The 24765-nt window shown below is 58.5% G+C and carries 24 protein-coding genes and 2 tRNA genes; 9 read left to right on the top strand and 17 right to left on the bottom strand.

Translation table 11 applies throughout. The features are described 5' to 3' along the window. Positions 1-15 precede the first annotated feature (15 nt). From AAGQ88_RS25435 to AAGQ88_RS25425, 3 genes are all read left to right on the top strand, one after another. On the top strand, positions 16-792 hold the full coding sequence (locus AAGQ88_RS25435; RefSeq protein ID WP_342653944.1) for a helix-turn-helix transcriptional regulator: 777 nt from the start codon (positions 16-18) through the stop codon (positions 790-792). Positions 793-923: 131 nt separating this feature from the next. After that, positions 924-1097 carry a DUF1427 family protein gene (locus AAGQ88_RS25430; protein WP_110948701.1) on the top strand — a complete coding sequence of 58 codons (174 nt, stop codon included), beginning with the start codon at positions 924-926 and terminating at the stop codon, positions 1095-1097. A 40-nt stretch (positions 1098-1137) separates the two neighbouring features. Next, a complete protein-coding gene (locus AAGQ88_RS25425; RefSeq protein WP_342653943.1) occupies positions 1138-2097 on the top strand; it encodes a zinc-binding alcohol dehydrogenase family protein in 960 nt (319 codons plus the stop codon). Positions 2098-2137: 40 nt separating this feature from the next. Here the strand turns inward: AAGQ88_RS25425 and AAGQ88_RS25420 are convergent, their stop codons facing one another. The 3 genes from AAGQ88_RS25420 to AAGQ88_RS25410 all read right to left on the bottom strand — a co-directional run bounded on the left by AAGQ88_RS25420 (position 2138) and on the right by AAGQ88_RS25410 (position 3915). Continuing rightward, positions 2138-2887, bottom strand: a complete 750-nt coding sequence (locus AAGQ88_RS25420) for a transporter substrate-binding domain-containing protein (protein ID WP_342653942.1) — start codon at positions 2885-2887, stop codon at positions 2138-2140. A 135-nt stretch (positions 2888-3022) separates the two neighbouring features. After that, positions 3023-3343, bottom strand: coding sequence for a hypothetical protein (locus tag AAGQ88_RS25415; RefSeq protein WP_093465820.1), 321 nt, complete (start codon positions 3341-3343; stop codon positions 3023-3025). 260 nt (positions 3344-3603) lie between these two features. Further along, positions 3604-3915, bottom strand: coding sequence for a hypothetical protein (locus AAGQ88_RS25410; protein WP_285425257.1), 312 nt, complete (start codon positions 3913-3915; stop codon positions 3604-3606). Between the two features lie 178 nt (positions 3916-4093). On the opposite strand from AAGQ88_RS25410, the gene AAGQ88_RS25405 reads away from it, so the two are divergent. The 5 genes from AAGQ88_RS25405 to AAGQ88_RS25385 all read left to right on the top strand — a co-directional run bounded on the left by AAGQ88_RS25405 (position 4094) and on the right by AAGQ88_RS25385 (position 9214). Continuing rightward, positions 4094-4414 (top strand): helix-turn-helix transcriptional regulator, encoded by a 321-nt coding sequence (locus AAGQ88_RS25405; RefSeq protein WP_342653941.1) that lies wholly within the window; start codon positions 4094-4096, stop codon positions 4412-4414. Positions 4415-4530: 116 nt separating this feature from the next. Next, positions 4531-5442, top strand: coding sequence for a LysR family transcriptional regulator (locus AAGQ88_RS25400; protein ID WP_342653940.1), 912 nt, complete (start codon positions 4531-4533; stop codon positions 5440-5442). Positions 5443-5548: 106 nt separating this feature from the next. Next, positions 5549-6742 carry a CaiB/BaiF CoA-transferase family protein gene (locus AAGQ88_RS25395; protein ID WP_342653939.1) on the top strand — a complete coding sequence of 398 codons (1194 nt, stop codon included), beginning with the start codon at positions 5549-5551 and terminating at the stop codon, positions 6740-6742. Then, on the top strand, positions 6739-7677 hold the full coding sequence (locus AAGQ88_RS25390) for a hydroxymethylglutaryl-CoA lyase (RefSeq protein WP_342653938.1): 939 nt from the start codon (positions 6739-6741) through the stop codon (positions 7675-7677). Before AAGQ88_RS25395 ends, AAGQ88_RS25390 begins: the two co-directional genes overlap by 4 nt. A gap of 199 nt (positions 7678-7876) precedes the next feature. Further along, entirely contained in the window at positions 7877-9214 is a 1338-nt protein-coding gene (locus AAGQ88_RS25385; protein WP_093465812.1) for an MFS transporter, read from the top strand. Positions 9215-9292: 78 nt separating this feature from the next. On the opposite strand, the gene AAGQ88_RS25380 is transcribed toward AAGQ88_RS25385, so the two are convergent. From AAGQ88_RS25380 to AAGQ88_RS25345, 8 genes are all read right to left on the bottom strand, one after another. Next, positions 9293-9661, bottom strand: coding sequence for a DUF3597 family protein (locus AAGQ88_RS25380; protein ID WP_093465810.1), 369 nt, complete (start codon positions 9659-9661; stop codon positions 9293-9295). 827 nt (positions 9662-10488) lie between these two features. Then, positions 10489-12231, bottom strand: a complete 1743-nt coding sequence (locus AAGQ88_RS25375; RefSeq protein ID WP_342653937.1) for an anti-phage dCTP deaminase — start codon at positions 12229-12231, stop codon at positions 10489-10491. A 760-nt stretch (positions 12232-12991) separates the two neighbouring features. Further along, positions 12992-13067: transfer RNA gene (locus tag AAGQ88_RS25370), tRNA-Thr, on the bottom strand. A gap of 295 nt (positions 13068-13362) precedes the next feature. Then, positions 13363-14568, bottom strand: a complete 1206-nt coding sequence (locus tag AAGQ88_RS25365) for a methyltransferase (RefSeq protein ID WP_342653936.1) — start codon at positions 14566-14568, stop codon at positions 13363-13365. Between the two features lie 99 nt (positions 14569-14667). Beyond that, on the bottom strand, positions 14668-15357 hold the full coding sequence (locus AAGQ88_RS25360) for an ABC transporter permease (RefSeq protein WP_342653935.1): 690 nt from the start codon (positions 15355-15357) through the stop codon (positions 14668-14670). Beyond that, positions 15354-16049: an ABC transporter permease subunit gene (locus AAGQ88_RS25355; RefSeq protein ID WP_342653934.1), complete on the bottom strand. Its 696-nt coding sequence runs from the start codon at positions 16047-16049 to the stop codon at positions 15354-15356. The genes AAGQ88_RS25360 and AAGQ88_RS25355 overlap by 4 nt, the downstream gene beginning before the upstream one ends. Before the next feature lie 67 nt (positions 16050-16116). Then, positions 16117-16881: an ABC transporter substrate-binding protein gene (locus tag AAGQ88_RS25350; RefSeq protein ID WP_342653933.1), complete on the bottom strand. Its 765-nt coding sequence runs from the start codon at positions 16879-16881 to the stop codon at positions 16117-16119. Positions 16882-16894: 13 nt separating this feature from the next. Then, a complete protein-coding gene (locus AAGQ88_RS25345; RefSeq protein ID WP_285425276.1) occupies positions 16895-17668 on the bottom strand; it encodes an ABC transporter ATP-binding protein in 774 nt (257 codons plus the stop codon). Between the two features lie 422 nt (positions 17669-18090). Here AAGQ88_RS25345 and gabP point away from each other — a divergent pair, with 422 nt between their 5' ends. Next, positions 18091-19482 (top strand): GABA permease, encoded by a 1392-nt coding sequence (gene gabP / locus AAGQ88_RS25340; RefSeq protein ID WP_342653932.1) that lies wholly within the window; start codon positions 18091-18093, stop codon positions 19480-19482. A 128-nt stretch (positions 19483-19610) separates the two neighbouring features. Here the strand turns inward: gabP and AAGQ88_RS25335 are convergent, their stop codons facing one another. The 6 genes from AAGQ88_RS25335 to AAGQ88_RS25310 form a co-directional block, all read right to left on the bottom strand. Next, positions 19611-20153, bottom strand: a complete 543-nt coding sequence (locus tag AAGQ88_RS25335) for a cytochrome b/b6 domain-containing protein (RefSeq protein ID WP_342655886.1) — start codon at positions 20151-20153, stop codon at positions 19611-19613. Positions 20154-20249: 96 nt separating this feature from the next. Further along, positions 20250-20741 carry a hypothetical protein gene (locus tag AAGQ88_RS25330; protein WP_342653931.1) on the bottom strand — a complete coding sequence of 164 codons (492 nt, stop codon included), beginning with the start codon at positions 20739-20741 and terminating at the stop codon, positions 20250-20252. Positions 20742-20898: 157 nt separating this feature from the next. After that, positions 20899-20974 (bottom strand) — tRNA-Phe (locus tag AAGQ88_RS25325). 102 nt (positions 20975-21076) lie between these two features. Beyond that, complete coding sequence (locus tag AAGQ88_RS25320; protein WP_342653930.1) at positions 21077-21349, bottom strand: oxidative damage protection protein; 273 nt, start codon at positions 21347-21349, stop codon at positions 21077-21079. Continuing rightward, a complete protein-coding gene (gene mutY / locus AAGQ88_RS25315; protein WP_342653929.1) occupies positions 21346-22413 on the bottom strand; it encodes an A/G-specific adenine glycosylase in 1068 nt (355 codons plus the stop codon). The genes AAGQ88_RS25320 and mutY overlap by 4 nt, the downstream gene beginning before the upstream one ends. Positions 22414-22516: 103 nt before the next feature. Next, positions 22517-24745, bottom strand: coding sequence for an AsmA family protein (locus AAGQ88_RS25310; protein ID WP_342653928.1), 2229 nt, complete (start codon positions 24743-24745; stop codon positions 22517-22519). Positions 24746-24765 lie beyond the last annotated feature (20 nt).

Here is a 24765-nt window from a genome sequence, read left to right as displayed (position 1 = left end):
TCGCCGGTCACCCTCATGGCCCTTGCCGCGCCGCCCGATCTCTCCGACACCGCCGTCGCGGTGCAGCCTCTGTCCCGAACGTACCCTCGCGGTTTGTACATCGAGCCGCATGAACACGACTGGGGACAGGTGCTGTATGCGATGTCGGGCGTGATGTGGGTGGAAACGCCGCACGAGGCGCTGGTCGTGCCACCGCAACGCGCCGTGTGGTTGCCGCCCGGCGTGCCCCATGGCATTCGGGTCGTCTCGGACCTGGAAATGCGCAATATCTATCTGCGTCCCGCGTTGGCTCACACGCTGGACACGACGGTTCAGGTGCTGGAAGTCGGCCGACTGCTACGCGAACTGATCGTTGGCCTGGTCGCCGAGCAGGACAAGGACTCCGAGTACTACGACGCCCTGGCCGGGCTTGCGCTGCTCGAGCTCAAGCGGGCCAGGCGTTCGCTGTTGAAGGTGCCAATGCCCGATGACAGTGATCGCCGGCTGATGAATGTCTGCCAGGCGGTGATGGTCGAGCCCTCGATTGATATTCCGTTCGAGCAGCATGCGGAAAATGCGGGAGCGAGCGTTCGAACGCTGTCGCGCCTGTTTCTGGCCGTACTCGGCATGGGGTTCGCGGAGTGGCGGCGGCAGGTGCAACTGGCGACTGCGGTGGCCGAGATCATTCAAGGCGTGCCGGTCAGCGTGATCGCCCGATCCATGGGTTACTCGCCCAGCAGCTTCAGTGACATGTTCCGCCGCGAACTGGGCATTGCGCCGTCGCAATATCCTCTGGGCGAGCAGGCAGGCTGACCGCTGATCACTGTCCGAAATTCAGAAGTACTTGGCCGGTAGCCTTTTCGGCCTCTCCTTACACTCTGGTTATCGCTTGACGCCGCCGCGCCGCAATTGTGCCGCGCGCCGCCAGATTTCCGGAGTTCGCCATGAGTTACATCATCTCCCTTGCCATCGGTATCGCCGTCGGATTGCTGTACGGCGCCCTGGATTTTCGCTCACCGGCGCCGCCTTTGGTCGCGCTTGTCGGCCTGCTCGGCATGCAGGCAGGCGAGAAACTGTGGCCGATGGGCCGGCAGTTGTTCGCCAACCTGATTTCTTGAATCGACCCGAATCTTCCGTCTGACACCTGGATTTGAAGCTATGAAAGTACTGCAATTTTCCCGAACCGGCGACCTGGCTGCGCTGGAAGTCGTCGAGCTGCCAACACCCGTGCCTGCAGAAGGTGAGGTGCTGGTGCAGATCAAAGCGGCGGGCTTGAACCCCAGCGACGTCAAGAACGTGCTCGGGCGCTTCCCGTACACCACGCTGCCCCGCGTTCCAGGCCGCGATTTCTCCGGCGTGGTGATTGAAGGCCCGCAGGAACTGGTCGGCCAGGAAGTGTGGGGCACCGGCAATCAGATCGGTTTTTCGCGCAATGGCTCCCACGCCGGTTACATCACGCTCTCGGCCAAAGGTGTCGCACTCAAACCCAAGTCCTTGAGTTTCGCTCAGGCCGCCAGCCTTGGCGTGCCTTACACCACGGCGTGGGACGCGCTTGAGCGCAGCCTCGTGGGCGCCAACACGCGCCTGCTTGTGATCGGTGCGAATGGCGCGGTGGGCAGCGCGGCCATTGCCTTGGCGCGGGTGCGGGGCGCGCAGGTTCTGGCGGCGGTGCGTCGTCCCGAGCAGCTCAAAGCGTTGCGCGAACAAGGCTTCGAGGCGATTCTGCTGGAAACGCCTGAGCAGCTGGGCGCGCAGGTCAATGAAGTGTTCTCGGGCGGCGCCGAAGTGATTTTCGACACCACAGGCTTCTGGCTGCCGGCCGCGGTGCCAGCGCTGGCGCAGTTCGGCCGCATCGCGATCATTGCGGCACCGGTGGACGGCCATGTGCAACTGCCAGCGCTGGCGCTCTACCGCAAGGGTGGCTCGGTGGTGGGCATCAACTCGCTGTTGTACGGCGTTGAGGCCTGTGCGCGCATGCTGGAGCAGTTCGGCAAGCTGTTCGACGACGGCACGCTGCCGTTGCCTGGCGGGCTGATCGAATCACCGCTGGAAGACGGCCCCGCGCGTTACGCCCAGGTGAACGCAGGCGCAGCCGAGAAAATCATTCTGCTGCCTTGATCGGCAATCGCCGGGCAGGCAGACAGCGTCTGTCCGGCGTTCACCAGGCCGGCAGACCTTTCAGGTACGAGGCCTCGGTGCGGGCAGCGGTGCCATCGCTCTGCAGCGTGTCGAGCGCCTTTCGCAGGCTCTCTACCATCTGTGAATCGCACTCTTTCGAGCAGGCCAGATACAGGTTTGCAGTCATCAAAACACGGCTCATCACCAGCGGCCGGTCGCTTATCTGCTTCCAGATGTAGCGCGTTTCCGGCACCCCGTTGAACCAGGCATCGACGCGCCCTTTGAGCAGCATCTGCGCCGGGTTGTCACCGATTTTCAAGGGATAGATCTGCGAGGCCGGGAAGCCCTCTTCGCGCAGCCGGGTTTCCTGCGCGGTTCCAATGCCGACGGCGATCAACTTGAAGGCCTTGCGCGCCTCGTCGAAGCTGTCGACCCGACGATCGAGACTGAAAAATGTTCGGTCCATCGTCAGAAGCGGGGCAATCCAGGTGAAGCTGTTCTCGCGGCTTTGAGTGCGGGTCAGCGGCGCGATCAGCAGGTTCTTGCCATTGGCCACATCGCGCTGCGCCCTGGGCCAGGGCGGGGAGATAAATGTCGCTGAGTAACCGGCCATGTCCATCGCCTTGAGCGCCAGGTCGCCTGCGATACCGTGTCGGTCGCCGTCGTTGAGCATGGTCAGAGGCGGGGCTTCGGGGACGTAGACCTGAACGCTCGGTGCTGCAAGCAGCGCAGACGACCACACTACTAAAGCGCCGGTCAGGTGACGGACACAGCTGAAGATCCATTTCATGGCAGTAGCGCTCAAGGTAAATGCCGGGCCTGTCTGGCAGGCCGCGTGCCTGGCTCATGTCATCGCTGCATGGCCGTCTGTATCGTCGATATCCGCGCCTGAGGCGTGGCCGTCCTGAATGCAGGTCGGCGCTGATCAGGTCTTGTTGTGTTCGTTGGTGTAACGGCCGCTCAGCTCCCAGCCGCATTCAAGCAGCATGTCGATCCAGTCTTCATAAGAATCGTCGACATCGAGCAGATTCATGAACTGATCTTCGATGTGGCAGCGGAAGGTCTGCTCTTCAACGTTCCACTCAACGTCCCGAATGCGCCAGGCGCGCTGATCGGGCAGCTGGATGTTCAAGCCATGGAACGGCACGAACGGCAACTCCACTTCGAACAGCAGTTTGGACCATTCAGAAGAAATCTCGGGGGTCTGATGGGTCCATAAATATTTGATCAGTCTGACTTTATGCACGGGGTGACCTTCTATCGTGTTGCGGGGTTGCAGCGCTTTGTCTCCTCGACAAGCGAAACAGGCCGACGGCTATGGCTATACGTTACTCGAAGGATACGGAATCGGGGAGGGGGCGTCTGGATCAATATGATGCCCGACGGCGCCAGTGGCGACGCGGTTCTCGAGCAAGGAAGCCAGATATTGGCGCAACGGCGAGGGGACCGTCTGGCGGAATGGCGGGTGGCGACTGAAATGAAATGAATGGCGTCAGTCCATACGTGCTATTGAATGGTTAGCTTTACCTCCTCTATTGCGCGCCCCAGTCTTTCCCGCAATGGATCAATCAAGCACCAGACCTGGTCTGCATTCAGCTTTTCTGTGTGGGCTGCCTCAAGCAGTTGAGCCACCAGAACAAGCCCAAGATTGGCGTCTGCCACCCTCTGAACCGCGGCGTTCAGTCCGTTCAGCTGATTCTGTATCTCATCGAGCCTGCACGACCATTGCTGCACAGTCGTGGCCGACGCGGTCGTGTCCCCTTGGACAATGATCTGGAGCTCGGTTTGAAGGCTTTGGATTTGCGCTTCGATGTTCATGGCCAGCTCTCCCTGAGCTCTTGTGCGTGGCGTGTTCCGGTAGGAAACCCACGAGCGCGTTCATCGCGCTACAGATTTGGCATGACTGGGCAGGACTGATTATTTTCCGATCCTAAGTATCTCTTAGTACGGGGTCAACCTGATTCTAAGAATCTCTTAGCCTTTTAACGGCTAGTGAATGAGCATTTTTAGTAAACGGCTGAAAGAGGCCCGAACGGCGGCTGGATTATCCCAAGAGCGTTTAGGTATCGAAGCAGGCATTGACCCCGCATCTGCGAGCGCGCGGATGAATCAGTACGAAAACAACAAGCACGTCCCTAACTCGTTGACCATCATTCAGATTGCGGCGGCGTTGAACGTTCCACCCGCTTACTTTTATTGCGTTGACGAGGACGAAGCCAGGATGCTGCTTCTTTTTTTCCGGCTGGATATGCCAGGCAAAAAAAGGATTCTGGCGTTGGCGATCGAGTTGCACGACACCGTTCATACCGCGCGGTAACGACGAACACCCCTGAATATAAGCGCTGCTCCTGGCCTGTTGTGTTCTTTTTCCTGAACTGACGCAGCGGCGATTGCGTGTATTCTTGGGCGCTCGCAGCTGTCGGGACCCTCCTCATGCTTCACAAGAACCTGATCCGTCGTCTCGATCTGATCACCCTCAAACTCTTCGTCGCCGTGCATGAGGAAGGCACCTTGACGCGTGCGGCTGCACGAGAGGCGATTGCCGTTTCGGCCGCCAGCAAGCGGCTGATGGAGCTTGAGGAAGTGCTGGGCATCGGTCTGTTCGTGCGCAATGCCAAGGGCATGCTGCTCACGGCGGCGGGCGAAACGCTGCTGCATCACGCCCGCCGCATGCTCTCTGATCTCGAAAAAATGGGCCTCGAGCTCGATGAGCATCTTCAGGGCATGCGCGGCTATGTGCGGATGCTGGCGAACCTCTCGGCGATCATTCAGTTTCTGCCTGAAGACCTGCACGACTTCACCACCAGCCATGAACGGGTGAAGGTCGACCTCGAAGAGCGGCCCAGCAATGGCGTCGTTCAGGGCTTGATCGATGGCATGGCGGACATCGGAATCTGTTCCGAAGACACCGACGTTCAAGGCTTGCACAGCGTGGCGTACCGGCGTGACGAGCTGGTTGTGGTGATGCGCGCGGACCATCCCCTGGCGGGGCTTGAATCCGTCGCGTTCGAGGACACCCTTGGCAGCGATCACATCGGCCTGCACGCCGCCAGCTCGATCAACATGCGCACCCAGAATGCAGCCCGCTCCCACGGAAAGCCTCTGCGCGTGCGAATCCACGTGCCAGGCTTCGACGCGATGTGCCGAATGGTTCAGGCCAACATGGGCATCGGCGTGCTGCCGCGCAAGGCGTTCGACCTGCTCGGCACGCCCCTTGGCCTCTGCGCGGTGTCGCTGAGCGATGCATGGGCCCGTCGCACGTTGATTCTCGTCGTGCGCGACCGGGCAACGCTGTCACCGGTCAGCGCGTTGTTGTTCGATCACTTGCGTGGGACTTATCGCTGAAGCGTTCGCGGTTTGCGAACGCCTCTTGCCAACATACGGTTGGATTTGCGGATTCGCCGTCCTCTAGTCTTGGTACAAATTCCAAGAAACACTCGAGGTATCCGCTATGACAGGCCCCCTGAACGGTGTGCGCGTAATTGAAATCGGCACACTGATCGCAGCGCCTTTCGCCGCTCGCTTGATGGGCGAATTCGGCGCCGAGGTGATCAAGATCGAATCGATGGGGCAGGGCGACCCTCTTCGTAAATGGCGAAAGCTGCACGAAGGGACTTCGCTGTGGTGGTACCTGCAGTCGCGCAACAAGAAATCCCTGTCCCTGAACCTCAAATCCGCTGAAGGCATCGAGATCGTCAAACGCCTGGCTGAAAGCGCCGACGTGTTGATCGAAAACCTGCGCCCCGGCGCGCTGGAGAAACTCGGTCTGGGCTGGGACGTGCTGCACGCTCTCAATCCCAAGCTCACGCTGGTGCGCATATCGGGTTACGGCCAGTCCGGCCCTTATCGCGATCGTCCGGGTTTCGGCGCCATCGGCGAGGCCATGGGCGGCATTCGGTACACCACCGGCACGCCTGGCTCGCCGCCCGCGCGCGTGGGCGTCAGTCTGGGTGACTCGCTGGCTTCCATGCATGCGGTCATGGGCGCGTTGATGTCTCTGCTGCGCGTGAAGACCGGGCAGGGCGATGGTCAGATCGTCGACGTTTCGCTGGTTGAAAGCGTGTTCAACCTCATGGAAAGCCTGGTGCCCGAGTACGACATGCTCGGCCATGTGCGTGAGCGCAGCGGCGGAGCGTTGCCTGGCATCGCGCCTTCCAACACTTACCCAACTGCAGATGGCGCCTATGTGGTGATCGCGGGGAACAGCGACCCGATCTTCAAGCGGCTGATGCAGGTCATTGGCCGGCCTGATCTGGCTGACGCGGCCGAGTTTGCGCAGAACGATGGCCGCGCGGCACAGAGCGACATGCTCGACGCGGCGATCAGCGGCTGGTCGTCAAGCCTGCCGATCGACGACGTGCTGCGCGCGCTGGAACAGGCTGAGGTCCCCGCCGGCCGGATCTACAACGTCGCCGACATCGTCGCCGATCCGCATTATCAGGCCCGCGAGATGATTCTCGACGCCGAGCTGCCCGGCGGCGCTCAGGTCAAAATGCCCGGCATCGTGCCCAAACTGTCCGAAACGCCGGGCTCGGTGAACTGGCAAGGTCCCGCATTGGGCCAGCACACCGACAGCGTGCTTGGCGCGCTGGGTCTGACGGCGGCCGATATCGCTCAACTCAAAACCGATGGGGTGGTTCAATGATCACTGACTTCTCAGAGCGCCTGATCGTTCAGGAAGTGTCGCCCCGCGACGGCCTTCAGATCGAACCGAAGTGGGTCGAAACCGCTGACAAGATCGACCTCATCGACCAGCTTTCTCTGGCCGGTTTCAGCCGCATCGAAGCCGGCTCTTTTGTATCGCCCAAAGCCATTCCTGCGTTGCGCGATGGCGACGAAGTATTTCGCGGCATCAAGCGGCAGCCGGGCGTGATCTATGTTGCGCTCATCCCCAATCTGCGCGGCGCGCAGCGGGCGATGGACGCCGGCGCCGATGAGCTGAATCTGGTGATGTCCGCCAGCCAGACCCACAACCTGGCGAACATGCGCATGCGCTGCGAACAATCGCTCGACGCATTTGCCGATGTCGTCTCGCTGGTGGCGGGCAGTTCTCTCAGCCTCAATGGCTCCATCGCCACGACATTCGGCTGCCCGTTCGAAGGCAAGATCGATGAAGACCGCGTGCTGCAGATCGTCGACGCGTACCTGGAACTGGGCATGCAGGGCATCTCCCTGGCTGACACCACCGGCATGGCGAATCCGCGTCAGGTGCACCGCTTGGTGCAGCGCGTGCTGACTCGCCTCCCGGCGTCTGCGCTCACGTTGCATTTTCACAACACGCGTGGCCTGGGCCTGAGCAATGTGCTCGCCGCGTACGAAGCAGGTGTGCGGCGGTTCGATGCATCGCTGGGCGGACTGGGCGGATGTCCTTTCGCGCCCGGCGCGTCGGGCAACATCTGCACGGAGGATCTGGTGAACCTGTGCGAAGAGATGGGCATCGACACCGGCATCGACCTGCTGCACTTGCTCAAGCTCTCGCGTGGCTTGCCTGCGCTGTTGGGACACGAAATGCCAGGCCAAGTCGCCAAGGCGGGCCGCAACTGTGACCTGCACCCGGCGCCGGAGAACCTGGCGACCTGAATCCTGACGCGCCGTAAATCCTGTAGGCGTGAGCCTGCTTGCGATAGCAGATGAACTGTCCGCATCCCTGTGGAAGACCTGACGCCATCGCAAGCTCGCGCAGTCCTGCACATCCAGAACGAATGCGCTTGAAGGTGCATTCGTCCAGACAACAAAAACAATAGGGCTCCCTTTGGGAAGTCCAGCTGGAGTAACCGCAATGACTATCTCTGTTCTGAACCCGAACAGCAGCCTCGCCGAGGTTGTCAGCGCCGAAAAAGCGCTCATCCGCAAAGTCGCATGGCGCCTGATGCCGTTGATCATGGTCTGCTACCTGTTTGCATTCTTCGACCGCATCAACATCAGCTTCGCCAAGTTCCAGCTGCAGACCGACCTCAGCCTTAGCGATACCGCGTACGGCCTAGGAGCGAGCCTGTTCGTCATCGGTTACGTGCTGTTCGAAGTGCCGAGCAACATCATGCTGTACAAGGTCGGCGCGCGGCGCTGGATCGCCCGCATCATGATCTCCTGGGGCGTGGCCACTGCGCTGATGGTCTTCGTCAACGCCGAATGGCAGTTCTATGTGCTGCGTTTCATCATCGGCGCGATGGAAGCCGGTTTCGCACCGGGCGTGCTGTTTTATCTGACGCTGTGGTTTCCGCAGACCTATCGAGGGCGCATCACGTCCACGCTGTTTCTGGCCTCCGCATTCGCCGGCTTGCTGGGTGCGCCGATCTCGGGTCTGGTGCTCGGCGGCATGGACGGCGTCATGCAGATGCGCGGCTGGCACTGGCTATTCCTGCTGGGCGGCCTGCCGTGCATCGCGCTCGGCTTCGCAGTCTTGAAAATCCTCAAGGACCGTGTGGCCGACGCTCATTGGCTGACCGATGCCGAGAAGACCTACCTGTCCAGCCGCATCGCCCAGCACGAGCCGAACAAGCACGGCGGCTCGCTGCTGACCGCTTTGAAGATGCCCGGCTTCCTCATGCTCGGCCTGATCTACTTCCTCATTCAGGTTGCGTCCTACGGCCTCAACTTCTGGGCACCACAGCTGATTCGCAGCGCCGGCGTCGAAAGTCCGGTCATGATCGGCCTGCTCACGGCGATTCCGTACATCTGCGGCGCGATCAGCATGGTGGTGATCGGGCGTCTGTCGGATGCCAGCGGCGAGCGGCGCAAGTTTGTGTGTGGTCTTGTGGTGCTCGGCGCTGTCGGCTTCTTCTGCGCCGGCATCTTCGCCCAGCACACCAGCATGCTCGTCCTGTCACTCGCCATGCTTGGCGGCGGCATCGTCGCCTCGATCCCGGCCTTCTGGACCCTCCCGCCCAAACTGCTGGCCGGTGCAGGCGCAGGCGCTGCAGGCGGCATCGCGCTCATCAATACGTTGGGTCAGTTCGGCGGCATCGTCAGCCCCGTGATGGTCGGCCACATCAAGGACATCACAGGCAGCACCACGCCTGCCCTGTATGTCATCGGCGTGAGCACTGTGATTGCCGCGGGATTGTTATTGTGGGCGTTGCCCGAGAAACTGCGCACCCTCGACAAGAGCCACGATTGAACCCTGCGACGCTGCGCCTGAAGTCAGGCGCAGCGTCGCAGGTTGCGACAGTGAATGACGCGACCCGGACGGTTCGCGTTATTGAGATGCCTTCTGCAGCACAGCCTTGTGCAGTTCAAGATTCTGCTCCGCCGAGCCCTCATAAGGATCGATGCCGACTTCCTTCGCCAACTCCTTGCGATGCTCGAAACTGCTGTCCAGGCCCAAGGCCTTCAACAAGTCCACGATCGAGTTCTGCGGTTTGAGCTCCGGATGAGCCTGCGACAGAGATTCAAGCTTGGCAGTGACCTGATCGGCACTCGGTGCTGCAGGTGCGCCAGCAGGTGTCCCGGTGGAGGACGCCGTGCTTCCGGTAGGCGGAACGGCCGACGGCTCAGGCGCTGCCTGCGGCGTCGCGCTGGCCGACCCGATGCCGAGTTTTTCAAGAATAGTGCTGAGAATGCTCATGTTAATTCCTTATTTTCAGTGATTGTTCTTCAGGGCGGCGGACGGGCAAACGCCCGACTGCGCATCAAGCCTTCCCCTTCGTCGCGGCGACCGACGTCTCGTCACACATGCCCTGACCGACACCAGGAACACAAAGCGACAGCCACCACCCCACGCGGATCCTGGCCGTGAAGTCGAGGCATGAATGGGGACGGTCGAAAAGACATCCGTTACCGGAAATGGGATCGTCACTGCCTTGTGCGTTGGAACGGTCCATGACGTGCGGCAGATCAGTCAGCGTGCAGCGTAGCCGCTATTTACTTGAGTTGTGGGCGAAGCGTTCGGTTCCGGGGGATGTGGGGCGGTGCGGGATATCGGACGAGTGGTGGGGAGGTGGGGAATTAGAGGTGCAGTTTCGGAGCGATCCAATGATTTAATCTTTGATCTAAATAGCTTGGATGTAGTGTTACCTAGGTCAAAAAATTTTGAAGCCAAAACAGATATAGTGGTCCAGAATCGCGTGTTCGTGAGCACTGGCGTCGATATAGAATTGCTGCCGACGTCACGCCAATGCGCCACCTCAGTAATCGATGGATGCAAGGAGGAACTTAGCGTAGGTGAAAACGTTCAGGCTGCAGTCGACGTCAATCAACAACTTTTGAATATTACACGTGCTTATGCTATTCAATGGTGTCGAACATATTTATCGACTTGCTCTAAGGCCCAAAGGGGCATGCAGTATCTTATTATCGGCATGCCCCCCCTGAACTACGAGAGGGAAATATTTTCTAATAGCTTTTTACGCATCGGAACTTATGGGGGTTCTGGTGCGGCCTAGCTTTCAGTAGTTATTCCATGTAAGCAAGTTCGTCTTTGTAGGGTAAGACGGAATCATATAATTGATGATAACCTTTCCCTACCGCTCCATAAAACTGTAAAAGTTCAGGGGGGGTTTCGCCTACTTCTAAAATGTGATTGTTTGCAATTCCAGGGTAAGGGTCAATGAAGATAATCTCCTTCAGCCCTAACTGATAGGCCTTTTTGGCGCAAAGCTCACAAGGGCTGGCTGTGGTGAAAAGTTTGCCACCTTCAATTGCTGCTCCACCATATTTTACGATTTGTAGGAAAGCATTTTCCTCTGCATGGAGCGATCTAGTATGTACTTGGTTTCCTCGTGTGCGCTCACTGCTAACCAAACCATTACGGATATCTTTAAAGCAATAGGACAGATTTTGACCGCTCGCTTCTAACACGTCGTTGAGTTTTATAAGTTTTTTTCCCGCACTTAATCTGAATTCCGAATTGGTCCGCTCGTATTTACTATAGGCGATCACGTCGAAATCGTTAATTAGACCTTTAAGCGAACGTAATGAGCACGGAATTTGTCCTTTTGCCACGTCATTCCATCCAACAGCCTTGACAGAAAAATCGGCGTCAGTTACTACCGCACCGACTTGCCGAGAAACGCATCCCGAATTGCTTTTTGCCGAGTATGCAATTTGCATCACTCTTTCAAGTGATGTTGGTGAAACTAGCCCAGGGTGAAGCATTAATGCCACGTACCAAGCCAATTGAGCTTTCAGTATGTTGTTATTATCAAGCTCACCTCTAGGGTTAAAGAGATGTATGTCTGAGATCTCTATGCATTGCTTCACGTTTTGACTGATGAAGTCGGCATGGGTTATTTTTGTCATACCAGATTCATGGTCATCGATTTCGCGTAGCTTGTCCGAGGTGAACTTATGAACGCTTTGAAGGTACGCTGCACGATCATCATCAGGTGCATTAATGGAGACTAGATAGAATGCAGAATACCTGTCCTTGAAGAACCTGGCTTCGTACGGGTTCCGGATAGCATCTACTACTATTAAGGCTTTTTCTTTGATGCTTCTAATTCCTTTGATTACTCTGTTTATGGTTTCTGGAAGATGAAAAATGCTGGCAGGCATGAAATCGACATGCGTATAGTCTTTATCAATGCATCCGATTTTTCTTATTGAATTTCCGGCGGATTGATAAACAGAAACGTAAAGCGCGTTATCAATGCTCCTCAGCTCGTTTTTAAAATCGTTCGTGAACTTTCGCATGAGTTTGAGAAAGGAAATAAATTTATCTCTTTCCTTGTCCAACAAGACGAACTTATCTTCGTGATTCAATAGTTTGCTCATGATCGAGGTGAACTTTGTTCTTATTTTATTTTTGCCATAAGAGCCATTATCTAGGATGTCCCCCAATTTTATACTGTCAATGTGGGATTTGGGTGTCCCCATGATAAATAATAATAGCTCATGCTTCTCCATGGATAGTAAATAAGCTGAAATTAGATCGCTTACTTTGATCGAGTAAAACTGTACAATGTTTCTTTCGGCATATGTCTTTAGTATTTCGTAACGTCGTCCATTCAAGCGCTCAAAAAAAGGCTTCCCTTTGTATTGGACTGCATTTAAATCTGGGAAGTTTGGGTTCGAACTTTCGAGGATGTTCGCCGCAGTAGTGCAGCCGGATCCTGTTCGACCAGTGAGTCCTATGACAACAAACTTACTGCGTTCCTTGAAAAGGGATGACACCACATCCCTGTTGTGATTTACCATTTTCTCTCCATTAAGTATGTCAATTTCTCGATATTTACATTAGTTCAATAATGCTCTTGATTTTGTGAAGTACTAAAATTTTAGCTGCTATCAAATTCATCCAGTATTTATTTGGTAGCTGAGAATTTTCAACCAAATTAACGCTGGCGTAGTGCATAATTTGTAATCGGTTACGGCCGAATCGCCTCTCCACCTCTGCGTTCCCGGAACCTACATTCTCGGTAGAAGATCATAGTGGCACAAGGCCGCGCGCAAATACATCTTCGCTTAGCCAGATGCCTATAGATTGAGGATGAAAAAAGCCATGGTGATATGATTCAAAATCCAAGTGTCATAAGGAAAGGCGCTAAAATCGTTGCTCTGGAACTACTACTTGGACGAGCGAGAAAAGCCCTGCTCAGATGTCCATAGGGCTGAGACCTGCCACCGTGCGCTTTGACCAGTCGACGACTGCCCGTAGGTTCCAAGGGCCGTGGTTCGAGCGTTGATTTGAGCGCGATATCGAAAGATCGGTCTGCCGCTTCGCTACTCCTGCCATGCTGAAAATCATCAGTGCACGTTCCTAACCTTTCAACTGTCGACGCGATCATCGTCCTATCTATAGGGTAAGAACGCCAGAATCGTGTTATGGAGACCGCGCACCTGATTTGCATTGTCGCTGCAGGAGAGAAACCGCCGCCGCGATCTGTAGCTTCGAAAGAAGCCTACGGCACAAAAACAAAAAAGGCCCACCTTTCGGTGAGCCTTTCTCGCTGAGTCATGGTGCCGGCACCAGGAGTCGAACCCGGGACCTACTGATTACAAGTCAGTTGCTCTACCAACTGAGCTATACCGGCGTGTGGGCGCTGATTATAGGGATTTGATCGATCGAGTAAAGCCTTAATTTCAGTTTTTTTGCGCTGCTTATGCGATGTCGTGCTGACCGTTATTCACAATGGGCCGGTGGGGCGGGCGCTGAGTACCGATTTTGTAAAATTTTGCGGGTTCGTTCGCAAGCTACTGTTTTTACAAAAATTTAACAGCTGTATAAAAAGTGAACAAATTGTTAAATCGGCTGCAAAGCGCGTTTTATGTACGTTCGCCGGAATTTCTTCAACAGAGTTATCCACAGGGCGGGGCGCCTAAAGCGTTTCATTTTCGCTCGGCGAGGATGAGCAGGTTGCGTGGGGTGATCTGGCTTTCGCAGAAGGTGCCGATGCGAACGTGATAATCGCGCTGGCGAAGATAAAGCGCGCGGTCGAGGACCAGCCAAAGCTCCAACGGCCGGCGAAAGAGGTTGCGCAGCAGTTCGAGGTTGCGCACTTCGGCCAGTCGCTGCCATCCGGCGGCTTCAAGGGCATCCCAATTCTGGTGAGCAGGCGGCGGCAGTTGTTTGAGTGCGGCGAGGTCGCGGCAGTAGCCGGCGAATGGTTTATCCAGCCAGGCGATCGGTAGAGAAGGGGTGGGCAGGTACTCGTCGGTGCCGCGCAGTTGCCTTTGCAGCAGGTCGAACGCCAGGCGGCGGGCCATTGATTGGTCGCGCTGGCGTCGGACGCGTGCCCCAGCGGTGACAGTTTCGCTGAGTGGCAGGGCCAGGTCATCAATGGAGAGTTGCAGCGCGGAGGTCTGGCCCTCTGCAGAAAGCGGCTGATAGTGATCGCAGGCGATGCGGTTATAGCAGCAGGGGGCGATGGCGATGTTCTGGCAGCCGGCGTCGCTGGCAAGTTGCATGAGGCGCACGTGCAGGTCACCGCAGGCATGAAGCGCAACGGGCGTGTGCGCGGATTGCAGCCGAGTCGCTGCTTGCGCAGTCATGACGTCCTGATGCACATGCAGGGCAGGCACGCCGAGCTTCTGGCTGAGCCGCTCGCCGGCGTCTACCAGCTTCGCGTCGTACTCTAGGCAGGTCAGCGCTTGGCCATCCTGAGCAAGGCGTCTGCCGAGATGGCCTTTGCCGGCGCACCAGTCGAGCCAGTGCGTGGGTGTGTTCCTGAAGCTGAGGCTGCTGGCGAACGCTTCGATCTGCTGCCATTTACGGCCGGGAACGTCGACGCTCATGCGCGATGACACGTTCCCCAGAGCGATGCGAGGCAGGGCCTCTACTTCGCTCAGCGCTTTCGATTGTCTGGCGATCTGCGTAAACGGCTCTGGCGCGTCGAGTTGTTCCGGGTGGTTATGCGCTGCTTCTGCCTGTTCCAGCGAGCGCTGCCGTAACCAGCTCGACAATTGCGGATGGTGCGCTTCCCATGGCAGATGGCGATGGGTGAAGGGTTTCGGACGCCAAAGGTCTTGGTGCGCGAGCAGGAAGGCATCGAGTGCGTGGAAGCGAGGTTTCAGGTCGGCGGCTTGAAGATGCATGGTTGGGCGGCGGTCTGGGCTGTGGGGGCAAGCTTACGGGCTTTGCTGCCTGGGCGGCAGCCTTCGTGCGCAAGCTCACACTCTCAGGCCTGGGTCAGATCATCGCCCTTGACTGGCATCCACGCGCAAGTACCGCTCAAGCAGCTTGAAGCCCTGCACCAGCACGAAGGACATCACCAGATAGATCATCCCGGCGATGAAGAACGTCTGTTCGGGCATGTAGGTCCGGGCGTTGATGGTGCGGGCCATGCCGGTGATGTCCAGCAGCGTGACGGTGCTCGCCAGTGCGCTGGCCTTGAGCATCAGAATGACCTCGTTGCTGTAGGCCGGCAGGCCGATACGCGCCGCGCGAGGCAGGACGATATAAAGCAGTGCCTTGGCTCTGGACATGCCCAAGGCCCGCGCTGCTTCGATTTCGCCCGGCGGAACGGCCTGAATCGCGCCGCGCAGGATTTCGGCGATATAAGCGGTGGTGTGCAGGGTCATGGTCAGCGCGGCGCAGAAAAACGGATCGCGCAGATAGGGCCACAGCGGGCCATGCCTCACGGCCTCGAACTGCGCCAGCCCGTAATAGACGAGGAACAGCTGGACGAGTAACGGCGTGCCGCGAAAGAAGAAGATGTAGGCGTAAGGCAGCGCCCGCACATAGGCGTTGCGCGAGGCGCGCGCGATGCCCATCGGGATCGCAAGGATCAGGCCGGCAACGACGGCGATGGCCACCAGTTCCAGCGTCAGTGTGGCGCCCTGAAGCAATTTGGGCAGCCACTTGAGGACGAATTCCCAGTTCATGAAGCGCTCCTCGCGTAGCCGACCGATGCGCGCTTTTCCAGCCACGCGAGGCCGATCATCGACAGCGCAGTCATGCCCAGATACATGAACGCAGCGACCATATAGAAAGTGAACGGCTGTTTGGTGGTGGTCACCGCGATCTGCGCATGGCGCATGACTTCTTCCAGGCCGATGACGGACACCAGCGCGGTGTCTTTCATCAGAATCATGAACAGGTTGCCCAGCCCCGGCAGCGCGATGCGCCACATCTGCGGCAAGGCCAGTTTGATGAAAATCCGTGCTCGCGACATGCCCAGTGCCAGCCCGGCTTCGCGGTGCCCTTTGGGAATCGACAGCATCGCACCGCGAAACACTTCGGTGGCGTACGCGCCGAAGCACAGACCCAGCGCGATGACGCCTGCAGCAAAGGCACTCAGCGACAGGTTGGGGATGCCGAACACCTGGCCGATCGCGCGCATGCTGCTGACCGTGCCGAAGTAAATCAGCAATACCCACAGCAGTTCAGGGATGCCGCGCACCAGTGTCGAATAAGCACCGCCCAGCCATTGCAACGCCCGGTTAGACGAGGTTTTGGCCAGCGCGCCGAGCAGCCCCAGCACGAGGCCAAGGCAGAGGGCGCAAAGGGCGAGTTGGAGGGTCATCAGCACACCAGCCGCGAGGGCAGGGCCGAATCCTTGTAAATCGAGGTTCATGGCTTTGCTTGGTCAGAGGACAGAAACCGCCGCGCTGATGGAGCCGCGACGGTATCGATCGGGCAGATCAGAGGATGCTGAAAGGGAAGTACTTGTCGTTGATCTTCTTGTAGGTGCCGTCTTCGATGATGCCCTTGAGGGCTTCGTTCAGCTTCTCGCGCAGAGGGTCACCTTTGCGCAGGGCAATGCCGATCTTGTCATCCTCAGACAACGGTTCACCTTTGAACTCGAAGTTCTGGCCTTCTTTGCTTTTCAGCCATTCGTAGCTGGCGTATTTGTCGCCAAGCAGCGCGTCGACTCGACCGGAGGCCAGGTCCAGGAAGGCGTTCTCTTGAGAGTCATACGTCTGGACGGTAACAACGTCGCCCCAGTTATCAGCCAGCCAGGTGCCCGACAGGGTTGCGCGCTGGGCGCCGATGGTCTTGCCAGTCAGTGCTTGCTTGATGGCGTTGACGTCACCGCTCAGATTCGTCGCCTTCGGTGCAATGAATTGCAGCTTGTTCGAGTAGTACGGGTTGGTGAAGTCGACCGCTTGCTTGCGCTCATCGGTGATCGACATCGAAGAGATCAGGAAGTCGAACTTCTGCGCGTTCAGGGCTGGAATGATGCCGTCCCAATCGGAGGTGACCACTTCGCAGGTGACCTTCATCTTGGCGCACAGCGCGTTGCCGATCTCGACGTCGAAGCCTACGACCTGTCCGCTGGCGTCCTTGTTGTTGAACGGCGGGTAGGCACCCTCGACACCCATTTTCAGGGTCTCGGCAGCAAAAGCGCTGGAGCCGACTGCCAGGGTAGCGGCAGCGGCCAACAGAAGATTTTTCAGGGTCTGCATCGGTGTTGCTCCGTTAGCGATTGCTGGACATGAATTGTTTGCAGCGCGCCGACTGCGGGTCATCGAAGACCTGCTGCGGCGATCCTTGTTCTTCTACCCGCCCTTGATGCAGGAACACCACTTCGCTGGAAACCTGCCGGGCGAAATTCATTTCATGAGTCACCATCAACATGGTCCGGCCTTCCTGCGCCAGACCACGAATCACATTAAGCACTTCCTGCACCATCTCCGGGTCGAGTGCCGAAGTCGGCTCATCGAACAGGATGACTTTAGGCTGCATCGCCAGCGTGCGGGCGATGGCGGCGCGCTGTTGCTGACCACCCGACAGTTGCGCCGGATACGCATGGCGTTTGTCGGCGATCCCGACCTTGGCCAGCAATGCTTCTGCCATTTCGATCGCTTCGGCCTTGCTTTGCCCCCGCACACGGCGCGGCGCCTCGATGATGTTATCGAGCACTGTCATGTGAGGCCATAGATTGAAGTTCTGGAAAACGAAACCGATCTCGCTGCGCAGGCGATTGATCTGACGGTTGTCGGTCGAGATCAGTTCACCCTTGCGCGAAGCTTTGAGTTTGAGCGCTTCCCCTGCCACGAGAATCTCGCCCTGATGCGGATTCTCCAGCAGGTTGATGCAGCGCAACAGCGTTGATTTCCCGGAGCCGGAGGAGCCCAGAATTGAAATCACGTCACCCTCGCGCGCGGTAAGCGATATGCCCTTGAGCACCTCGAGCTGACCGTAGCGTTTATGCAGATCGCGGATTTCCAGGGCGGGCGTGGCCTCAGCCATGTGCAGTCCTCTGTTTTCAATAACTGGCTGGCGCACGGGAACCGAGCTGCCCTTGCGCAAAAAGGGCGCGATGGTGCCAGCTTTAAACGCCGTGGGGAAGGGTATTTCGGCCAGCGGCGGGATCGATGGTCTGATAAATGCGCTTATTTGGTGCTAATCAGTCGCGTGTGTGTATTTTCGGTGCGACAAAACGTCTCTATTCTGTTGCGCTCGGTAACAATTCCTACAGGAGTGGCTAAATGCTATTCCATTCAGGGACTTACCCGACGCCTCTGCAACAGGCATATCCACGCACGACGTCGCTTTTGAAATATTTTGGCGTAGTTTTTGCGTAAAAAATAAATAACAGGACTGTTGTCTTCTCTTTACGAACGGTCGCTTCACGTCCTGATCCGTATGAAAACTCCTCAAAGGTCGCTTCCATGAGCAGTACCCCAAATTCTTCAAACCTCGATCAGGGGCTCAAATCGCGGCATATCACAATGCTCTCGATTGCTGGCGTGATTGGCGCTGGGCTATTTGTCGGCTCCGGCCATGCCATCGCCGAAGCGGGCCCTGCCGTGCTGCTGGCATACGCCGCAGCGGGCACTCTGGTGGTTCTGGTAATGCGCATGCTCGCGGAGATGGCGGTCGCTTCGCCTGACACCGGTTCCTTTTCCACCTACGCCGACCGTGCGATCGGTCATTGGGCGGGTTTTACCATCGGCTGGCTGTACTGGTGGTTCTGGGTGTTGGTGATTCCGCTGGAAGCCAACGCCGCCGCCACGATCCTGCACGCATGGTTCCCTGACATCGCCATCTGGGTCTTCACCCTCGTGATCACCCTGTTGCTGACGGCGACCAACCTGTTCAGCGTGAAGAACTACGGTGAGTTCGAGTTCTGGTTCGCGCTGATCAAGGTGCTGGCAATCATCGGCTTCGTCATCCTGGGCGTGGCTGCGGTTTTCGGCCTGCTGCCTGCCAGCCAGGTCAGCGGCGTCAGCCATCTCTACGACACTCAGGGCTTTTTGCCGAACGGCATGGGCGCTGTGCTGGCTGCCATGTTGACCACGATGTTCTCGTTCATGGGCACTGAGATCGTCACCATCGCGGCCGCCGAATCGAAGAACCCGGGCCAGCAAATCACCAAAGCCACCAACTCCGTGATCTGGCGGATCTGCCTGTTCTACCTGGTCTCGATCTTCCTGGTCGTGGCGTTGGTGCCTTGGAACGACAGCCGACTGGCCGAGGTGGGTTCTTACCAGACGGTCCTCGATCTGATGGGCATTCCGAACGCCAAGCTGATCGTCGACCTGGTGGTTCTGGTGGCGGTGACCAGTTGCCTGAACTCGGCGCTCTACACCGCTTCGCGCATGCTGTTCTCGCTCGGCAAGCGCGGCGACGCACCTGCCGTTTCCCAACGCACCAGCAAGGCCGGTACACCGTACTGGGCGGTGCTGCTGTCGACGGCGGCAGCCTTCGCGGCGGTGTTCGCCAACTACGTTGCGCCAGCTGCCGTGTTCGACTTCCTGCTGGCAAGCTCCGGCGCCATCGCGCTGCTGGTGTATCTGGTGATCGCCGTTTCTCAGCTGCGCATGCGCCGCAAGCGCGAAGCCGAAGGCCAGGCCATCGACTTCCGCATGTGGCTCTTTCCGGGGCTGACCTGGGCTGTGATCGTGTTCATCGTCGCCGTGCTGACGATCATGTTGTTCCAGGAAGGCCATCGCATGGAGATCATCGCGACCGGCTTACTGAGCATCATCGTCGTTGCGGCCGGCCTGATCGTGTCGAACCGCCGCAAGGCGGTGAAGGCGGGGAAAGTCGTGCTCAATTGAGACGTGAATGAGCCGGGTTCGCCGGCAAGATAAAAGCGGCTGCCCTCAGAAATGAGGGTGGCCGTTTTTTTTGTACGCACATTGGGTGACGATGCGGCTGCGATGAGGTGGGAGCCACTCGTCCGTGATCACCTTTCTGGACGCATTCTTCCCAGCACCGATTTCCCCCGCACCTGATGCATCACCACTGCCGACAGATGCAGCGCCACCAATCCCGCCAAAACCGCGCACAGCATGTGATGCAGGTCATGCAGCCGCAACAGGGCTATCTTCGAGTGGATCAGCTGTGGCAGCGGTATGAGCGCCATCAGCGTGACTGGATGGCTCATCATCAGCACGCCGGTGATCAATACCCCAGACACCGCTGCGTAGATCAGCGTGTGCGCCGCACTGGCGAGCCATTCCTGCGGTTGGCGAGGGCGGTGAGGTCTGGCCCGGAGCGCCAGCCAGGTTCGCCAGGCAAAGAAGGGAATGAAGAGGCTCGTCAGCTGAGGATTGAAAGACTCCACCCACTGCCGAAACGGATGATCCGCATCGAGAAGCGCGACACCGAAGCCACTCAAGGTCGCCCAGAGGATTACAACAGCAGACAGCCAATGCAGAAGAATTCGGGACCTTGTGTAGCGGTGAACGTCAGGCGCAGTGGACGCTGAAAGGGAAGGATGGGGCATGGTCAAAACGGGAGCCTTGTTGAGAAGGAGTTGCATTCTCGTGGTGGCGCGAAGCTACCGTCTTGACCGGTGTCATGCAAATTAAAAAACGCAGTATCAGCGGCGGCCTGCGTCTCGCGCATTCTTGCGCTGCAGGATGTCAGACGCTTCGTTGTACGCGTCCTGGAATTCGTCGCTGCCCAGCCACTCGACCGTCACGTCCTCTTCTTCATCGTGGAAGATGCCGCGATAGGTGATCAAAAGGGCCATCAGGAAATCTGTCGCCGGGTCTTCTTCTTCCTCGGCAATCACAAGCTCCAGCACCGGGTACTGCAGGAAAACCACGCACATCGCCAGCAGGCTGATGCCCTCGGCCTTTTGCATCGCCTGGAACAGGTCGTCGTAGTCGGCCGGCTCGAAGCCGTTTTCCATGATGTCCTTGAAGTCGAATTTCGCCAGATCCAGGAAAACATCGTCGAAGGGTTCATTCACGAACGCGTGGTTGAGCACCGGGTGAACCGGGCTCGGCTTGCCCTTGCCGGAACGGTTCTGCTTGGCCTTGGCTTTGGCCCGCTGGGCGCGTTTCTGCTGTTTGTCTGGGGAGGCCATGCGTGTTCGGTCCTTATGCAGGCGAGGGTGGTGTCGCGAGGGGCTATTGAATCGCAGCTCTGGGTTTTTACCAAGCGCGGCAGGATGAAACAGAGCTGAATAAATCGCGCCCAATAAAAAACCCCTGAATCTTTCGATGCAGGGGTTTTTCGGTATTTGGTGCCCAGAGACGGAATCGAACCGCCGACACGGGGATTTTCAATCCCCTGCTCTACCGACTGAGCTATCTGGGCAACGGGGCGCATTAGACGTGTTTTTCAGGAGGTCGTCAAGCGTGTTGTTGAAAAAAATTTGAATTATTTCCTCCGCTTACGATGAACACTGTCTGCAAAGGGTTATTCGGACGGCGGAACGTAGCCTTCGGCCTTGGCGTATTCCTCGCCCGAGAGGTACTTGTCCATCTCGGTCTGCAGAAACTTGCGGTCTTCGGCGTTCATCATGTTCAGACGGCGCTCGTTGATCAGCAGTGTCTGGTGCTTCTGCCAGTCAGCCCAGGCTTTCTGCGAGACGTTGTAGTAGATGTCCTCGCCCTTGGCGCCCGGGTAGGGTGGGCGTTCCAGGCCTGGCAATTCTTCTTTGTACTTGCGGCACATTACGGTGCGGGTCATGACGACTCTCCTGCATTCAATACGTCGGCTGCATGTTTGAGCAGCTTCTTGACCGGGGCGGCGAGGCCCAGGCGCGGCGGGGTGGCGAGGTTATACCAGAGCCAGTCGTCCTCGGCCACGTGATGGGCGGACTCCTCGACCCGGACCAGCCAGGGTTCGATGGTCAGCTGGAAATGGCTGAAAGTGTGCACCAGCCCCGGTAACGCCTGGTGCTCGCCCATCGCCAGCGCGTGCTGATCGGCCAGATGCTGCATGTCATCGAAGTCTTCCAGTTCCGGCAAACTCCACAACCCTCCCCACAGGCCTGTCGAGGGGCGACGGTACAGCAGGATTTCGCCCTGATCGTTGGCAAACATCGGCATCAAGGTCCGCTTTTGCGGCACGGTCTTGCGCGGCTTGGGGATCGGGTAGCGTGTTTCCTGACCCAGCATGTGCGCCTCGCAGCCTCGCTCCAACGGACACAGCAGGCAACTGGGCTTGCTGCGTGTGCAGAGCGTCGCGCCCAGGTCCATCATCGCTTGAGTGTAGTGATTGACGCGGCTGTACGGTGTGAAGCGCTCCGCGGTGGTCCACATCTGTTTTGCGACCTTGGGCTCGCCCGGGTAGCCCTCCTGAGCGGTGAAGCGCGCCAGCACGCGCTTGACGTTGCCGTCCAGGATCGGCGCCCGCAGGCCCATGCTGATGCTGGCGATCGCGCCGGCGGTCGACAGGCCGATTCCGGGCAGTTCGGTGAGCTTTTCAACGTCCCGCGGGAATTCTCCGCCATGCTCGGCAACGACGATCTTCGCGGCCTTCTGCAGGTTGCGTGCTCGGGTGTAGTAGCCCAGCCCCGTCCACAGGTGCAGCACTTCGTCTTCGGGCGCGTCGGCCAGCGCCTGCACGGTCGGCAGCGCCTCCATGAATCGGTCGAAATAGTTGAGAACAGTGCTGACCTGGGTCTGTTGCAGCATGATTTCCGATACCCAGACGCGATAGGGCGTGATGTCGTGTTGCCAGGGAAGATCGTGGCGACCGTGCCTGTTGTACCAGTCGAGGACGGCGGTGGAGAACTGCTCGGGTTGCATCGTGGTTCCGGACTGAGAGAAATGGCGCATCCATGTGTAGGAACCCGGACTACTGCGGGAGCGAATTCATCCGCTCCCGCAGTGGTTACGCGGGCTGACTATCTTACCGCTTGAACAGTCCCTTGATGGCGTCCTTGAGCTCGGGACTGACCTTGTCGCCGAGTTTTTCATCGATTTTGTCACCGATCCGGTCCGTCGCCAGCTTTGCAGCGACGCGGCCCAGGCCTTCGTTATCCAGTCGGCAGGCCTTGGCGCCCAACTCCAGCGGGCCTCGGCAGAGGATCGGCCATTCAATGCCGACAAAGCGTGGATTCACTTCGCACGCCGGGTCCGGCATGTCGCTCTTGTCGCCTTCGATGATCACGCCGACGCGGTAATTCATGCCCATCACGCGCAGGTCGATGTCACCGTCGCCGTTGACGGTCAACCCGGGTGTGCGGACTTTCAGGTCCGGATTGCTGGCCACGCCGTTGCGAAATACCAGGCTACCGTTGAGCTGCTGGAATGGCGTGTCCTTGCCACGAGGTTCGCCGCTCAGGGTTTTGCGATTGAGGGTCGAAATGCCTCGACACAGCTGCTGTTCCAGATTGGCATTAACCAGCACGCCATCGTTCAGGGCAAAGCTGGCCGTGCCGTTGAGGCTCTCCACCAGCGCCTTCTCGCTGTTGCCCTTGGCGGTGACGTCGCTGGTCAGGTTCATCAGGCCGCGCAACGGTGGTGCAGTGCCCTGGCTTTGAATGAAGTGCTCGACCGGCACTTTGACGATGCGGGTCTGCACGCTTGCAAGCGGAACCTCGGGGCGAACATCCAGATTGCCCTTCACCTCGAAATTGCCGTTGTAGAGATCGCCACGCAAGCTGTCGAGCCGGACGACACCGTCCAGCGCCGACGTTTTCAGGGCGGCATTCTGGATGGGCAGCTTCTCGACGGTCAGCTTGCCGAAGGTCAGATTTGCATCGACGTCGAGTTTGCGCATGCGCTCCAGTGGAAGCAGGCGTGCGTCGCTCCAGGCGACTTGCGTCGGCTGGTTTGGCAGCGGCGAAGTGCCCGACGCGGCCAAGGCCTCGGCTTCGCCGCTCTGGACCTCGGATTTGCGCGCCGCACCGGCATTCTTCGCCTGTTCGCTCTGGGGCGGACGATAGCGGTCGGCGTCAAAGGTGTCGGCGCGCAGCTGCAGTCGCAGCGACTGTCTGGCGAAATCTTCGACCGCCACGCGGCCGGTAACCGTGCTGTCATCCAGCCGCAGCGTCAGGTCGTCCAGCGACACGCTGCTCGGCGTGGCGGCGATGCGGCTGACCATTTCGAACTTGCTCAGGCTGCCTTCGCCAAGCGTCGGCACTGGCTGGCCGATGTTTTCGAGGAAGTCGCGCAGGTTGAACTGAGCGATAGAGATGCCGCCGCTCAACTGAGGCGTCTTGTCCAGATCTCGCACATGCAGCTCGCCGAGAGCGCGCAGCTGATTCGCGGACAGTTTCAGATTCGTCCATTCGGCGACGTTTGCCGTCATGTCCGCGAGCAGCTGACCCTGGGCCGAGAACGTAAGCGTCTTGCCCTGCAGCGGATCGCCCGCCGCCTCGCCGCTGAAGCGCATGTCGTCGAGCTGGTAGCGCTTGAGCGCCCGGTCGAATCGCAGTTTGCCGGTCAGCTCGGTTTTGGTCCGCACCACCGGCTGGTTGGTGCTGAGAAAGGCCGTCAGCTTGACCGGGATATCGGTGGCGTTATGAATCGGGCCGGTGCTCAGCTGAATGCTTTCGGCGGAGAATTGCCGGGCTTTGGGAATGTCGTTGAAATCGATGCGGGCGTTGTTCACGGTCAGGCTGTCGATGTCCAGCTTGAGCGGTTGCCAGGGCTTGTCGGGCTTGGCCGCTGCCGAATCGGCGGTGGCCTCGGGCTTGCTCTGCGGCGCCGATGGCGCGTTGGTGCTGGCGGGGACTTTGCCGATGTCTTCCCAGTTGCCGTGGCCATTTTCATCGCGGGTCAGCGTCAGGTTCAGGCCCTCGACACGCACGTCGCTCATTTGCACTTCTTTGCGCAGCAGCGGCAGGACCCGAACGGAAAGCCCGAGCATCTGCAGGTCGGCGAACGGTTTGGTCGGCTCGCTCAAGGTGGCGACGCTGGCGTCATGCAACTCCAGACCCAGCCAGGGGAACAGGCTCCAGCCGATGTCGCCGTTGAGCGTGAGCTCGACGTGGGCGCGATCGCGGACCAGTTTGCGAATCTCGTCTTTGTAGTCGTTGGGATCAAACAGATGGGTCAAGGCAAAGCCGAGAGCCACGATGATCAGCAACAGCCCGAGAATGAAGAGTCCCAGGATTTTGCCGAACGCTTTCATGGGCGAGTCCTTGTATTCGA

It is taken from the genome of Pseudomonas sp. F3-2 (assembly GCF_038804275.1).
Classification (GTDB): Bacteria; Pseudomonadota; Gammaproteobacteria; order Pseudomonadales; family Pseudomonadaceae; genus Aquipseudomonas.
This window is presented reverse-complemented; position numbering and strand designations above follow the sequence as displayed.